Genomic DNA, 13,472 nt, shown 5'->3' on the forward strand with positions numbered 1-13,472 from the left:
TAGTTGGCTAAAAAGTAGCTAAAACCCTTGCAAAGACTAGGAATAAGAGTAAAATTCGCTAGCTTTATTTTGGCACGAGACCCCACGCAACTCTGAGGAGTAGTTTGGGGTTAATTATTTTATTGAGAAAGCAAAGAGGACGACATGGTTACCATTCGTTTGGCACGTCACGGCGCTAAAAAGCGTCCATTTTATCAAATCGTAGTAGCAGACAGCCGTCGCGCAGCTACAGGTCGTTTCATCGAGAAAGTAGGTTTCTTCAACCCTACAGCTCAAGGTCAAGAAGAAGGTCTACGTCTAGACCTAGACCGTGTGAACCACTGGGTTTCACAAGGTGCTACAGTTTCTGACCGTGTAGCTAAGCTAGTTAAAGACGCTCAAAAAGCGGCTTAATCAGCAATTTATCTCGATGTTAAGGAAAAGAATGAATGAGTGAACAAAACGAAAAAATTGTTGTAGGAAAGCTCGGCGCTACTTATGGCATTCGTGGTTGGCTTAAAGTTCATTCCTTTACAGACAATGCTGAAAACATTTTCGATTATAGCCCTTGGTTCTTGAACCAAAAGGGGACATGGGTTGAGTGCAAGGTAGAAAGCTGGAAGCGTCATAACAAAGGTTATGTGTGTAAGCTGGAAGGTCTTGATGTACGTGAAGATGCACATCTGTTGACTAACCTTGAAATCTCAGTAGCCCCATCTTCATTACCTGAACTGTCAGAAGAAGAATTCTACTGGCGTGAATTGTTTGGAATGAAAGTTGTAACCACTAAAGGTTATGACCTAGGCGAAGTCTCAGACATGCTTGAGACGGGTTCAAACGATGTTTTGGTGGTGAAAGCTAATCTGAAGGATGCTTTTGGCCAAAAGGAACGACTAATTCCGTTCCTTGAAGAGCAAGTGATCATCAAAGTTGATCGCGAAGCTCAACGGATCGAAGTTGACTGGGATCCTGCCTTTTAAATCAAAATTAGAGAGTGAACTATGTGGGTTGGCGTAATAAGCCTGTTTCCAGAAATGTTCCGCTCTGTCACTGATTTTGGTGTAACAGGTCAAGCGGTTAAAAAAGGTCTTTTGTCGGTAGAAACGTGGAATCCCCGCGATTTTACACAAGACAAACATCGAACTGTCGATGATAGACCCTACGGGGGTGGCCCTGGTATGCTGATGATGGTACAGCCTTTGCGCGATGCTATTAACACTGCCAAGCAAGCAGCTCCTGGAAAGACGAAGGTTATCTATCTTAGCCCTCAAGGTCGTAAACTCGACCAGCAAGGTGTAGAAGAGTTGGCAACAAACGAGAACTTGCTTCTTATTTGTGGTCGCTATGAAGGGGTAGATGAGCGCATCATACAATCTGAGGTTGACGAAGAATGGTCAATTGGAGATTTTGTGATGACAGGTGGTGAATTGCCAGCCATGACCTTAATCGACTCAGTATCACGGTTTATACCGGGTGTACTAGGTGATTTTGCGTCAGCAGAGGAAGACTCCTTTGCAAATGGGTTACTGGATTGTCCCCACTATACGCGTCCTGAAGTGTTGGATGGAAAAGAGGTACCAGCGGTACTAAAATCTGGAAACCACAAGGACATTCGTCGCTGGCGATTGAAACAATCGTTAGGCCGTACTTGGCTAAGAAGGCCAGAGATGCTGGAAAACCTAGCTCTGACTGACGAACAGGAACACTTACTTGCCGAGTTCGTGATGGAGCGAAAGCGCACGAATAAAGACAGCAAGTAACCTATTAAATTTAGATTCAGTTTATTCTAGGGTATAGAAACATGAGTAATATCATCAACGCTCTTGAGCAAGAGCAAATGAAACAAGACCTACCTACATTCGCACCTGGTGACACTGTAGTAGTTCAAGTTAAAGTTAAAGAAGGCGACCGTGAGCGTCTACAGGCATTCGAAGGCGTTGTAATCGCTATTCGTAACCGTGGTCTACACTCTGCATTCACAGTTCGTAAAATCTCGAACGGTGAAGGTGTTGAGCGTACGTTCCAAACTCACTCTCCAATGGTTGATAGCATTGAAGTTAAACGCCGTGGTGCAGTACGTCGTGCCAAGTTGTACTACCTACGTGAGCGTTCTGGTAAGTCAGCTCGTATTAAAGAGAAACTTGCTAAGAAGTAATGCAAAACCTGCATTTCTCATAAGAAAAAAGGAGACCGAAAGGTCTCCTTTTTTTTGTTCTCGATTTATTAACTTCTAACAGCTTAAATCTTTCAGCGTTATGTCTACGACTCAGTATTGATCTTCTGACCATCCATCACTGTCTGACATGTCGGGTGCGCCGGCGATGGAGTTTTCTTCATCTGCCCAATCACCAAAATCGATCATCTGGCACTTCTTGCTACAGAAAGGGCGATGCGGGCTTTGTTCTCCCCACTCAACATCATTGCCACAGGTCGGGCAGGGTACGATGGTAATCTTACTCATAGTATTACTTCTCTTACTGTATTAACTAGCTACAAATAGCCAGTTCAAATTCGATATCTTGGGTGCTGGCTTGGCCGGTATCAAAGTGGATAAACTTAATGGCAAAGCGATTCTTGTGCCCTGAAACCATTGGGTATACGCCATAGTCATGAGCAAAGTGCAGCCTGAGTATATTGGCTTCATCTGCATCACTTTGGAAGAAACCATTGCGTGCGATCTGAGGCTTAAATTGTGCTGAGCTGCGAGTGAGATTTAACCACTGTTGCAAGGCATGGTTTAGTGGCGCTAGTGATGTTAGCCACTGTTGAGCATCTGCCATTCGCTTTTCTAAAGGCTGGTGGAGCCAATAGTGCAACGCAGGTAGATCGAAGCAGCAAGCGCCACCCGGCAGATTGAACCGTTGTCTGATAGAAGACAAAAAGCTGTCTTCTTTCAGTTTTGTACCAAATCGCTGAGCCCCTAGTACTTCTTTATGCACTAGAGCAATTTCACTTAATAGGCCCTGCAGGCGTTTCTGATCGACGCCCGGTACATTTAACCAGTTGCTGTAAGTCAGCTTGAGCTTATCGAGATCTTTTAATAGCTCTGGCTTAAGCTGAATTTGTTCAAATATATCTAATAGATCGAACAAAGAACGGAAAAGAACTTGGTAGTGTTGCGGATCTGAAAAAGTCGCGCAGTGTTGCGCTTGACGAAGAAGGCTTTCAATACGCAGATAAGTTCTGGTTTTCTCATTCAGAGGATGTTCATATCTTTGGATTGTCATACATTGCATCCTGCTTTAGACATAATGGTTATTCTCCCAGAAATCAGTGACACAAGGCTAGATATTTACGATGCAACTCAGCAATTTTTTCTGCTAAATGTCCATTATCGCTATCGTTGTTGATAATATCGTCGGCTATGGCCAGTCTTTGCTCTCGTGTTGCCTGTGCTTTTAATATCGACTGCACCTGCTGTTTAGATACGCCATCTCTCGCTAAAGTTCGCTTTAGTTGTGTATCAGGAGAAACATCCACAACTAAAACTCGATCAGCCATGCTCTGTAAGCCATTCTCTACCATCAATGGGATGACTAATAGGCAGTAGGGAGAGGTGGCCATTTTTAGCTGTTGTTGCATCCGCTCTCGGATCATTGGGTGCAGCAGGTTGTCGATCCATTGTTTGTTGCTTGGATCTGCAAATACCAATTCACGCAATTGAGCGCGATTTAGGGTGCCATCTTCGTTAAGAACTGAACGACCAAATTGATTTGCAATGGCCATTAAACCTTCACTGCCTGGCTCGACAACCTCTCTAGCAACAATGTCAGCATCAACGATATCGATATGGTAATTGTCATGGAAATGATTGGCTACGGTAGTTTTTCCACTTCCAATCCCCCCCGTTAAACCGATAATTTTAGACATTAGTATCCCCCGATGTAGCGACTGAGGTACCAAGACACAATGTCATTGCCCACTATCAAGTAAACCCAACCGGCTATCGCTAGGTATGGTCCGAAGGGGAAGGCTTTTTCAACGCCTTGCTGCTTCAGTCTAAGTTGAATAATGCCAAATATCAGGCCAACTAATGAAGAAAGTAAAATGATAAGAGGTAAGGACTGCCAACCTAACCACGCACCTAGCGCCGCCAATAGCTTGAAGTCACCATATCCCATGCCTTCTTTTCCAGTGAGTAGTTTGAATAACCAGTAGACACTCCACAAAGAAAGATAGCCTGCCATTGCACCGATGACTGCATCTTGCAGTGATAGCGGGCTGATCCCAAATACTGATAAAGCTAAACCCGCCCACATCAGAGGTAAGGTCAAGCTATCTGGCAGTAGCATGGTGTCTAAATCGATGAAGGTGGCACAGAGCAGTACCCAAGTAAATCCGAGTAATGCGACGGCGTAAAAGCTTGGTTCAAACAAGAGAGCGATGGTGAGGCTTAGCCCCCCAGAAAGCAGCTCGATAAGAGGGTATCTTGGACTGATCTTATCGCCACAAGAACGGCAGCGCCCTTTGAGGCTTAACCAGCCGATAACCGGAATGTTATGTATCGCTTTAATTGGAGCTTCACATTTAGGGCAACGTGAGTGAGGTAGACTGAGGTTAAAAACCCCTTCGGGTACCTTAAGTTTTAGCTCAGGGTAGGCTTCGGCAAATTCTTTCTGCCACTCTCTCTCCATGATGATCGGAAGTCGATGGATCACTACATTGAGAAAGCTACCGATGATCAAACCAAGAATGGTGGCGAGTATCGGAAATAGCAAAGGGTAGTGCGTAAAATAAAAATCGAGCATCTTGAGCCCATATTAAGAAAGTCTGTGGGTATGTTATCGCAACTTTAAGCGCTTGTTTATACCTAACTCAGAGATAAGCTTATCCTACAACGCTCATAAGACTGAAAATAGGTAAATACATACTCAATACCAAGCCTCCGACGAGAGTACCAAGAAAAACAATGACTAAGGGCTCAATTAACTGGCCTAACTTGTCTGTTGTTTCCTTTAGTTGCTGTTCAAAAAGTGTAGCCAATCTACCTGTAATAACCGTTAGAGTTCCGCTTATTTCGCCAATTTTGATCATTTTAAGCATGATTGATGGAAGAAAAGAGAGGGCCTCTAAGGAGTGATAAAGACTTTTGCCTTCCTTGATACCCTCATGTGCACTGCTAAGTGCTTTTCGCATAAAGTCATTGCGCACTCCAAGGGTGGCATTATTCAGGCAGGTGATGAGGGGGAGACCTGCTTGTATCCCATTGCACAATAGCAAATTAAATCGAGCTAATTCACTAACCAGAATACAGCGCCCTAGTATCGGGACGTTTAAGCTGTGTTTAGCAATGATATGACGAACGTTCGGACTTTTTCGGTAACAGAGACAAACAAGACTAGTGAATACCAATAGACCAAATAGTAGTGCCCAAAAGTACCTTTGAAACCAAGTGGAGAGCTCCACAATAAGTTGAGTCAGTTTTGGTAACTCAGCACCAAAGCTGTGGAACAAGCTAGAAAACTGTGGGATGACAAACGTCATCATTATCGTAAATACAGCACACGCCATGATAATGACCGAAGTGGGGTAGATAAGCGCCGATTTTACCTGCTTGAGTAATTGTTGGTTCTTCTCTCTGTGCTGGGTGCAGTAGCCTAATGCTGTGGAAAGATCACCATTCTCCTCGCCAATTCGTACAAACTGAAGGTAAATAGAATCTAGGAAGTGAAACTCCTGCATCGCTACCGATAGCTTTTGACCTTGCTGTATCTGAAAATGCAGCGCCTCCAACAGTACCTGCACACCTTGCCGCTGGTTTGAACGTTGCAGTTCATACAGAGCAAGGGCTAAAGGAAGTCCTGCCTCAAGCATCAATGCTAACTGGTGGGTGAACGTGGTGATGTCACTGTATTTTACTTCATGCTTATACGCTGTAGTAAAGGGAACGGGCTTTGCTATGAATTTACGAAGTTTTATTCCTTTGCTCTCTAGAATCCTCTTTAGTTGGATTCCTGAGTACGCCAAAAGGTGACCGGTAATCCGAGGTTTAGAGTGGCTAGTGCCTAGCCAGATGAACAGCTTCAAGCTACTCATGCCCGAGTACTCGTTCTATTTCTTGTTGGGTAGTGATTTGCTTCAAGCAAAGCTCATTGGCAACTTGAAGCAAGTCTTGCTCGCCAATCAGATAGCCGCTTAAGCGTTCTTCGCCACTTTGCAGTTGCGTAATATTGGACAGTAACTGACGAGTTACCGGCAATAGCTCAAATACACCGCTTCTACCTTTGTAGCCCTCATTGCAGTGATAGCAAGTCTGAGTGGAGCTATCCTCAGCGCAGTATGGGCATGACTTACGTAGCAGGCGCTGGGCTATAACCAGTTGCAGACTATCGATAAGATCTGCTTTATTGATACCGAGTTGATTGAGTCGTTCGAGAGCGCCAAAGGCCGAATTGGTATGCAGGGTAGAGAGCACCAGATGACCCGTTTGAGCTGCATGAATGGCGATCTCTGCTGTTTCTGAATCACGTATCTCCCCTAGCATGATCACATCGGGATCTTGGCGCAGCAATGAGCGAAGGCTCCGAGCAAAGCTCAGACCAATATGGGCATTTGTCTGCACTTGATTGAACCCTTGAAAATGGATCTCTACGGGATCTTCTACTGTGCAGATATTGATACTGGCGTTGGCGACAGTACTGAGGCAAGAGTAGAGTGTGATGGTCTTGCCACTACCGGTTGGCCCAGTCACCAGTATTAGCCCTTGTGGCTGGTTAAGCGCTAGCTTTAACGCATGATATTGCTCTTGCGTAAGTCCCAATTGATCAAGCTTAGGCAGGCTTTCTTTCTCCCTTGCTATCCTCATCACCAGCTTTTCCCCCCAAAGGGTTGGCAGTGTGGAGACGCGAACGTCGATCTCTTCTTTTTCTGAAAGGCTATAACTCATGCGACCGTCTTGTGGTAAGCGCTGCTCGGTAATATCGAGCTCAGCATAGATTTTTATCTGACTGACTAGCGCCATCATCTTATTCAAAGGAAACTGCATAATGGTCACGAGTAACCCATCGCAACGCACCCTTACTCGAGCCTGATCTTTATCTGGTTCTATATGAATATCAGAGGCATCCCTTTGCTGGCTTTGATGCATTATCTGGGGAAGAAGGTTTAGCTCATCTGCTCCTTGCTGATATTCGGAATCAAGCTGGCGCTTTACTTCACTATACAAGTACTGAAATTGCTCAATATCAGTAATAACCAGTTGGGTATTAACGCGGTGATGAAATTGCAATTCGGCTAACAGTGACTTGAGAAGCGGATCAAAAGAGAGTAGTTGCAACACGCCATTATCCAATGACATTGGGATAATGGCGTGCTGAGCCACAATGCGCTCAAGATGCAACTCTTTGATTGTGGTTATCACTGTGGCCAGTTTAATGCTTCGATTAGGCCTCGGATTAAACATAAGCTGATGATGGTTCGCCAGTATCTGCCCTAATTCAGCGAAAGAGCGTTGGCTTACTTGCGACACTTGATAAAGTGCATCAGCGGTTGAGTCTATAGTCCTATGGGATAATAGCTCTATATCAGACTGATTGAGTATTACCGGACAGAGTGAAGCAACAATAGGGTGGATCATTGGCAACCCTTTGGCTTATCGATACCCGCAGCACCACTTACGCTACAACTCCAACCCGAAGTATCGTCACGAGAAAAGGACACCGAAGAACCATCCAATGAGCTACCAGTGGCACTAAAGGTAAACTGCAGTTGGTTTCCGCTAATTCCAACCTCTCCAATACTACCTCCGGCACTCGATACCGAGCCGATATCAGTCAGAGCGGTAGGAAAAGAGCCTTGGTCTAAGTAATAGAGCTCAGCCTTGGTTAGCAACCCGCGCAGGGTTGCCGTTGCTGAAGCCAGTTCAGACTTCTTTACGTAGTCCTGATACATAGGAATGCCGATTGCCGAAAGTACGCCGATGATGGCGACCACTATCATTAGTTCAATTAAGGTAAAGCCGGTTTGTTTTCTGTTCATTGCTCTCTCCTTAGGTAACTGGAGGTTTGTTAGTGGCAATAAAATTAGAAGCTATGAGCTGAGGTGAAAGAAGGGGAGTAAGTGCTTGCAGGGCATCTCGCAGCAATTGGAGCAACGAATGTCTGTATAAGCGCTAGGAAAGAAAATATCAGTCGCAATAGAGCGAACTTTGTCTAATGCTTTACGATACAAAAAAGGCCAGCAATGCTGACCTTAATTTTTAGAGTTTGGCGCTGGTGGCTATTTGAATCGCATGGAGAGATCCATTGCCTTCAAATGCTTAGTCAGTGCACCCACTGAGATAAAATCGACACCCGTTTCAGCCATAGGGCGGATAGTCTCTAGGGTTACGTTACCTGAATTCTCAAGTACGGCACGGCCTTGGTTGATTGCAACTGCTTCGCGCATCATATCTAACGTGAAGTTATCTAGCATGATGATATCAGCGCCAGCATCAATTGCCTGCTTAAGCTCATCTAAGCTTTCTGTTTCCACCTCAACCGGCTTTCCTGGGCTTAGCTCTTTGGCTGTAGAGATCGCTTGCTTAATGCCACCACAGGCAATGATGTGATTCTCTTTGATAAGGTAAGCATCAAATACACCAATACGGTGATTGAAACCGCCACCACACGCAACAGCGTATTTTAATGCACTGCGCAACCCTGGGATGGTTTTGCGAGTATCAAGTAGCTTACATCCGGTACCTTCAATCTTACCCACATATTCAGCAACAACGGTAGCGCAGCCGGATAGTGTTTGGATGAAGTTCATAGCATTGCGCTCGCCAGTTAATAGCGTGCGAGCAGGGCCGGTAAGAGTGCATAGCGTTTGGTTAGGTTCTACTGCGTCACCATCTGCAACGTGCCATTCAACAGTCACTTGTCCGCCAAGCTGTTTGAAGACTTCGTCTGCCCACATCTGCCCACAGAACACTCCGTGCTCGCGAGTAATGATGGTTGCGATACCTTGAGTATCTTCTGCGATGAGATTTGCGGTGATGTCCACAGAAGCGTCAACTGAGCCCCCAAGATCTTCTTTAAGTGTCTCTTCTACTGCGCGAGATACTTCATGAGGTAGTTGTTGCTTTAGGTACGCTAAACGAGCGTCACTGTCGTGGGTATTTTTCATAACCAAAACTTTCACTATGTTGTCGAATACTGATTTGTGCTGAATGATACTCTTGCTTGACTTATAATTCAGCAATAATTGCTCTCAGGGAAGAAAAATGTCCGCTAATTTATGGTATCCGCACGCCACAGCCGTCCCATCTCCGCATTGTGATGACAGACCTGATCCCAAGGATATCTCTTTGTTGGTGGTGCACAATATTTCCCTGCCGCCCGCAGAATTTAATAACGGCAATATTGAAGCCTTTTTTCAAGGTAAGTTGGATGCTTCTGTGCACCCGTTTTTTGAACGTATTAGTGGTATGCGAGTCTCGGCGCACTGCTTAATCAAAAGAGATGGCGAAATAATACAGTTTGTCCCATTTGAAAAACGTGCATGGCACGCGGGCCTTTCCTCTTTTGCCGGTCGGGATAAGTGCAATGACTACTCCATTGGTGTTGAGCTAGAGGGAACGGATTATATGTCATATACACAGGCTCAATATCAATCCCTAGCTAAGTTGACTCAGTTCCTACTCGACACCTATCCCAAGCTGAATTCATCGAGAATTACCGGCCATCAATACATAGCACCGCTGCGAAAAACCGACCCAGGCCTATCCTTTAACTGGTCTAGGTTTCGCAAGATGATCGCGCGTTAGTGCGTGATTGATACATTTGTCGTACAAGTAAACAGGTGAACATATAGTTCGCGTGAATACACATTTGTTAACAAATGCGTCACAGCCCCCGTTTTTTTTGGAATTGTTTTGTTATCGCGATCCCTGTTTTATGATTTAAATCAATTTTTTCTAGACAGGTGAGAAATTGATATGTTAAGTTTCGCGTCAAGTTGAAATTGGTAATACCAATTAACATCGAGCAGGACGCAGAGATTTAGATGCAAAAAGTTTCCTTTCAAAGTATTCGCCAACCTAAGCTATCTGATGTGATAGAGCGTGAGTTGGAAACATTGATTTTGGATGGGATATTGTCTCCAGGGCAGCAACTGCCGCCAGAGAGAGAACTTGCCAAGCAGTTTGATGTTTCAAGACCGTCGGTACGCGAAGCAATTCAAAGGCTAGAAGCCAAAGGGTTGTTAACTCGTCGCCAAGGTGGGGGAACTTTTGTTTGTGAAAGCTTGTCTTCTAATCTAACCGATCCTCTTTTGAACCTTCTTTCAAGCCATGCTGATACGCAAAGAGACCTATTAGAGACGCGCCATGCACTCGAAGGTATCTCAGCGTATTTTGCTGCTTTAAGAGGAACGACAGAGGACTTCCAGCGTATTACTCAGTGCCAAAAGGCGATGAGCGTTACGGTGGATAGCGATGACGTTGAGCAAGAATCCGAAGCAATTATGGAATTCCTGATTGCTATTGCAGAGGCTTCACACAACGTCGTGTTATTGCACATTGTTCGTAGTTTATCTCCACTGCTGCAAAAGAATGTGTCACAGAATTTGATGCTTTTGCATAGCCGTGAAGACGTAATTCAAAAATTAAATGAGCACAGAGCGGACATCGTTAAAGCGATTACATCGAGAGAGCCACAACGAGCCCGCGAAATGTCTGAAACTCATTTAGCGTTTATCGATGAAACATTGTCGGATTTGACTGAAGAGCAGGATAGAAGAGCTCGTTCATTGCGTCGAATTCAACAGAACAAACAGTAAGCTTTTGCTTAGGGTATACCACCCTAGTAGTTGACCTAACTTAATTAAAAAGGATAGTTCGCCATGTCTGATATGAAGCATGACGTAGATGCTCTGGAAACTCAAGATTGGTTAGAAGCGCTTGAGTCAGTAGTACGTGAAGAAGGTGTAGAACGCGCGCAGTTCCTACTAGAACAAGTTCTAGATAAGGCTCGCTTAGACGGTGTTGATATGCCTACTGGCATTAACACTAACTACATCAATACCATTCCGGCCGCGCAAGAACCAGCTTACCCTGGTGATGTAACGCTTGAGCGTCGTATTCGCTCTATCATCCGCTGGAACGCAATCATGATCGTATTGCGTGCTTCTAAGAAAGACCTAGACCTTGGTGGTCACATGGCTTCTTATCAGTCAGCAGCTGCATTCTACGAAGTTTGCTTCAACCACTTCTTCCGTGCTCCAAATGAGACGGACGGTGGCGATTTGGTTTACTACCAAGGTCATATCTCTCCAGGTATCTACTCTCGCGCATTCGTTGAGGGTCGTCTAACTGAAGAGCAGCTAGATAACTTCCGTCAAGAAGTTGATGGCAAGGGTATCCCTTCTTACCCACACCCTAAGTTGATGCCTGAATTCTGGCAGTTCCCAACAGTATCTATGGGTCTAGGCCCTATCTCTGCTATCTATCAAGCTCGCTTTTTGAAGTACCTTGAAGGCCGTGGTCTAAAAGATACTTCAGCTCAGCGCGTTTACGCATTCCTAGGTGATGGCGAGATGGATGAGCCAGAATCACGCGGTGCAATCTCTTTTGCTGCTCGTGAAAAACTGGACAACCTATGCTTCCTAATCAACTGTAACCTACAGCGTCTAGATGGCCCTGTAATGGGTAACGGCAGCATCATCCAAGAACTAGAAGGCCTATTCAAAGGCGCTGGTTGGAACGTTGTTAAGGTTATCTGGGGTAGCAACTGGGATTCTCTACTTGCAAAAGACACGACTGGTAAGCTTCTTCAGCTAATGAACGAAACTATCGACGGTGACTACCAAACATTCAAATCTAAAGATGGCGCGTACGTACGTGAGCACTTCTTTGGTAAATACCCTGAAACAGCAGCACTTGTTGCTGACATGACTGATGACGAGATCTTCGCTCTTAAGCGTGGTGGTCATGATTCATCTAAGCTATTCGCAGCATTCAACAATGCGAAAGAAACTGGCGGCAAGCCAACGGTTATCCTAGCTAAGACTGTTAAAGGTTACGGCATGGGTGATGCAGCTGAAGGCAAGAACATTGCACACGGCGTGAAGAAAATGGACATGACTCATGTTCAACACCTACGTGATCGCCTAGGCCTAGAAGACATCCTTTCAGATGACAAACTAGCAGAACTTCCTTACCTGAAGCTTGAAGCTGGTACTCCTGAATATGAATACATGCACGCTCGTCGTAACGCTCTGCACGGTTACACTCCAGCGCGTCTGCCTAAGTTCACTCAAGAATTCCAAGTACCAGAACTAGAAGAGTTCGCTCCTCTACTAGGTGCTCAGAAGCGTGAAATCTCTACTACTATGGCTTACGTTCGTACACTAAACATCTTGTTGAAGAACAAGAGCGTTGGTAAGAACATCGTTCCTATCATTTGTGACGAAGCACGTACCTTTGGTATGGAAGGTCTATTCCGTCAAATCGGTATCTACAACCCGCACGGTCAAGACTACACGCCTGAAGATAAAGGCATCGTTTCTTACTACAAAGAAGCGACTTCTGGTCAGGTTCTTCAAGAAGGTATCAACGAACTAGGTTCAATGGCGTCTTGGGTTGCTGCTGCAACTTCATACAGCACTAACGATCTACCAATGATCCCATTCTACATCTACTACTCAATGTTCGGTTTCCAACGTATTGGTGACATGGCATGGCTAGCAGGTGACCAACAAGCTCGTGGCTTCCTACTAGGTGCTACAGCAGGTCGTACAACACTGAATGGTGAAGGTCTACAGCACGAAGATGGTCACTCGCACATCATGGCGAACACTGTACCTAACTGTATCTCTTACGATCCAACGTTTGCTTACGAGCTAGCGGTAATCATGCAAGACGGTATTCGTCGCATGTACGGTCCTGAGCAAGAGAACGTTTACTACTACCTAACAGTAATGAACGAGAACTACGCAATGCCAGCAATGCCTGAAGGCGCTGAAGAAGGCATCCGCAAAGGTATCTACAAGCTTGAGTCTTACGCAGGTGACAAGTCTAAAGTTCAGCTAATGAGCTCTGGTACTATCATGAACGAAGCGCGTAAAGCTGCACAGATTCTAAGTGAAGAGTACGGCGTAGCATCTGACGTATTCTCTGTAACATCGTTCAACGAGCTAACTCGTGACGGTCAAGCAGCAGAACGCTACAACATGCTTCACCCAGAAGCTGCAGAGCAAGTACCGTACATCACTACAGTTCTAGGTAATGAGCCTGCAATCGCAGTAACTGACTACATGAAGAACTACGCTGAGCAAGTACGTGCATTTATGCCTTCTGAGTCTTACAAGGTTCTTGGTACTGATGGCTTCGGTCGTTCAGATAGCCGTGAAAACCTACGTCGTCACTTCGAAGTTAACGCTGGCTACGTAGTAGTTGCAGCACTAACTGAACTGGCTAAACGTGGCGATGTTGAGAAGTCAGTAGTTGCAGAAGCAATTGCTAAGTTCGGCATCGACGCAGACAAAATTAACCCGCAATACGCATAAGACTTCCA

15 protein-coding genes are annotated in these 13,472 nt (G+C 45.2%); 7 read left to right on the forward strand and 8 right to left on the reverse strand.

Translation table 11 applies throughout. The features are described 5' to 3' along the window. Nucleotides 1-144: 144 nt before the first annotated feature. The 4 genes from rpsP to rplS are packed head-to-tail and all read left to right on the forward strand — an operon-like array spanning nt 145 to nt 2,134. The gene (gene rpsP, locus OCU46_RS02330; protein ID WP_017027436.1) at nt 145-393 is read left to right on the forward strand and encodes a 30S ribosomal protein S16; all 249 of its coding nucleotides are present in this window, start codon (nt 145-147) and stop codon (nt 391-393) included. Nucleotides 394-428: 35 nt separating this feature from the next. Then, complete coding sequence (gene rimM, locus OCU46_RS02335) at nt 429-959, forward strand: ribosome maturation factor RimM (RefSeq protein WP_141269803.1); 531 nt, start codon at nt 429-431, stop codon at nt 957-959. Nucleotides 960-980: 21 nt separating this feature from the next. Continuing rightward, nucleotides 981-1,739, forward strand: a complete 759-nt coding sequence (gene trmD / locus OCU46_RS02340; protein WP_102376298.1) for a tRNA (guanosine(37)-N1)-methyltransferase TrmD — start codon at nt 981-983, stop codon at nt 1,737-1,739. 41 nt (nt 1,740-1,780) lie between these two features. Beyond that, a complete protein-coding gene (rplS, locus tag OCU46_RS02345; RefSeq protein ID WP_021712249.1) occupies nt 1,781-2,134 on the forward strand; it encodes a 50S ribosomal protein L19 in 354 nt (117 codons plus the stop codon). Nucleotides 2,135-2,245: 111 nt separating this feature from the next. Here the strand turns inward: rplS and yacG are convergent, their stop codons facing one another. The 8 genes from yacG to nadC all read right to left on the reverse strand — a co-directional run bounded on the left by yacG (nt 2,246) and on the right by nadC (nt 9,084). Further along, nucleotides 2,246-2,440: a DNA gyrase inhibitor YacG gene (gene yacG, locus OCU46_RS02350; protein WP_065210205.1), complete on the reverse strand. Its 195-nt coding sequence runs from the start codon at nt 2,438-2,440 to the stop codon at nt 2,246-2,248. A 25-nt stretch (nt 2,441-2,465) separates the two neighbouring features. Beyond that, nucleotides 2,466-3,206: a cell division protein ZapD gene (gene zapD / locus OCU46_RS02355; RefSeq protein WP_141269801.1), complete on the reverse strand. Its 741-nt coding sequence runs from the start codon at nt 3,204-3,206 to the stop codon at nt 2,466-2,468. A 43-nt stretch (nt 3,207-3,249) separates the two neighbouring features. Continuing rightward, the gene (gene coaE, locus OCU46_RS02360) at nt 3,250-3,849 is read right to left on the reverse strand and encodes a dephospho-CoA kinase (protein WP_141269799.1); all 600 of its coding nucleotides are present in this window, start codon (nt 3,847-3,849) and stop codon (nt 3,250-3,252) included. After that, nucleotides 3,849-4,727 carry a prepilin peptidase gene (locus tag OCU46_RS02365; RefSeq protein ID WP_141269797.1) on the reverse strand — a complete coding sequence of 293 codons (879 nt, stop codon included), beginning with the start codon at nt 4,725-4,727 and terminating at the stop codon, nt 3,849-3,851. The genes coaE and OCU46_RS02365 overlap by 1 nt, the downstream gene beginning before the upstream one ends. A 79-nt stretch (nt 4,728-4,806) precedes the next feature. After that, the gene (locus tag OCU46_RS02370) at nt 4,807-6,015 is read right to left on the reverse strand and encodes a type II secretion system F family protein (RefSeq protein WP_141269795.1); all 1,209 of its coding nucleotides are present in this window, start codon (nt 6,013-6,015) and stop codon (nt 4,807-4,809) included. Further along, the gene (locus OCU46_RS02375) at nt 6,008-7,555 is read right to left on the reverse strand and encodes a GspE/PulE family protein (protein ID WP_141269793.1); all 1,548 of its coding nucleotides are present in this window, start codon (nt 7,553-7,555) and stop codon (nt 6,008-6,010) included. Before OCU46_RS02375 ends, OCU46_RS02370 begins: the two co-directional genes overlap by 8 nt. Then, nucleotides 7,552-7,956, reverse strand: a complete 405-nt coding sequence (locus OCU46_RS02380; RefSeq protein WP_141269791.1) for a pilin — start codon at nt 7,954-7,956, stop codon at nt 7,552-7,554. The genes OCU46_RS02375 and OCU46_RS02380 overlap by 4 nt, the downstream gene beginning before the upstream one ends. Before the next feature lie 240 nt (nt 7,957-8,196). Beyond that, nucleotides 8,197-9,084, reverse strand: a complete 888-nt coding sequence (nadC, locus tag OCU46_RS02385) for a carboxylating nicotinate-nucleotide diphosphorylase (protein ID WP_141269789.1) — start codon at nt 9,082-9,084, stop codon at nt 8,197-8,199. A gap of 97 nt (nt 9,085-9,181) precedes the next feature. On the opposite strand from nadC, the gene ampD reads away from it, so the two are divergent. The 3 genes from ampD to aceE all read left to right on the forward strand — a co-directional run bounded on the left by ampD (nt 9,182) and on the right by aceE (nt 13,464). Beyond that, nucleotides 9,182-9,724 carry a 1,6-anhydro-N-acetylmuramyl-L-alanine amidase AmpD gene (gene ampD / locus OCU46_RS02390; RefSeq protein ID WP_141269787.1) on the forward strand — a complete coding sequence of 181 codons (543 nt, stop codon included), beginning with the start codon at nt 9,182-9,184 and terminating at the stop codon, nt 9,722-9,724. A 239-nt stretch (nt 9,725-9,963) separates the two neighbouring features. Further along, nucleotides 9,964-10,737 carry a pyruvate dehydrogenase complex transcriptional repressor PdhR gene (gene pdhR, locus OCU46_RS02395; RefSeq protein WP_141269785.1) on the forward strand — a complete coding sequence of 258 codons (774 nt, stop codon included), beginning with the start codon at nt 9,964-9,966 and terminating at the stop codon, nt 10,735-10,737. 63 nt (nt 10,738-10,800) lie between these two features. Further along, the gene (gene aceE / locus OCU46_RS02400; RefSeq protein ID WP_141269783.1) at nt 10,801-13,464 is read left to right on the forward strand and encodes a pyruvate dehydrogenase (acetyl-transferring), homodimeric type; all 2,664 of its coding nucleotides are present in this window, start codon (nt 10,801-10,803) and stop codon (nt 13,462-13,464) included. Nucleotides 13,465-13,472: the final 8 nt, after the last annotated feature.

It is taken from the genome of Vibrio comitans (assembly GCA_024346835.1).
Classification (GTDB): domain Bacteria; phylum Pseudomonadota; class Gammaproteobacteria; order Enterobacterales; family Vibrionaceae; genus Vibrio; species Vibrio comitans.

Bases quoted from the DNA above. Each gene is read 5' to 3' on its own strand.
- trmD (WP_102376298.1), top strand. From the start codon at position 981: ATGTGGGTTGGCGTAATAAGCCTGTTTCCAGAAATGTTCCGCTCTGTC.
- nadC (WP_141269789.1), bottom strand. From the start codon at position 9,084: ATGAAAAATACCCACGACAGTGACGCTCGTTTAGCGTACCTAAAGCAA.
- OCU46_RS02375 (WP_141269793.1), bottom strand. From the start codon at position 7,555: ATGATCCACCCTATTGTTGCTTCACTCTGTCCGGTAATACTCAATCAG.
- ampD (WP_141269787.1), top strand. From the start codon at position 9,182: ATGTCCGCTAATTTATGGTATCCGCACGCCACAGCCGTCCCATCTCCG.
- aceE (WP_141269783.1), top strand. From the start codon at position 10,801: ATGTCTGATATGAAGCATGACGTAGATGCTCTGGAAACTCAAGATTGG.
- pdhR (WP_141269785.1), top strand. From the start codon at position 9,964: ATGCAAAAAGTTTCCTTTCAAAGTATTCGCCAACCTAAGCTATCTGAT.
- OCU46_RS02380 (WP_141269791.1), bottom strand. From the start codon at position 7,956: ATGAACAGAAAACAAACCGGCTTTACCTTAATTGAACTAATGATAGTG.
- rpsP (WP_017027436.1), top strand. From the start codon at position 145: ATGGTTACCATTCGTTTGGCACGTCACGGCGCTAAAAAGCGTCCATTT.
- coaE (WP_141269799.1), bottom strand. From the start codon at position 3,849: ATGTCTAAAATTATCGGTTTAACGGGGGGGATTGGAAGTGGAAAAACT.
- yacG (WP_065210205.1), bottom strand. From the start codon at position 2,440: ATGAGTAAGATTACCATCGTACCCTGCCCGACCTGTGGCAATGATGTT.
- rimM (WP_141269803.1), top strand. From the start codon at position 429: ATGAGTGAACAAAACGAAAAAATTGTTGTAGGAAAGCTCGGCGCTACT.
- OCU46_RS02365 (WP_141269797.1), bottom strand. From the start codon at position 4,727: ATGCTCGATTTTTATTTTACGCACTACCCTTTGCTATTTCCGATACTC.
- OCU46_RS02370 (WP_141269795.1), bottom strand. From the start codon at position 6,015: ATGAGTAGCTTGAAGCTGTTCATCTGGCTAGGCACTAGCCACTCTAAA.
- zapD (WP_141269801.1), bottom strand. From the start codon at position 3,206: ATGACAATCCAAAGATATGAACATCCTCTGAATGAGAAAACCAGAACT.
- rplS (WP_021712249.1), top strand. From the start codon at position 1,781: ATGAGTAATATCATCAACGCTCTTGAGCAAGAGCAAATGAAACAAGAC.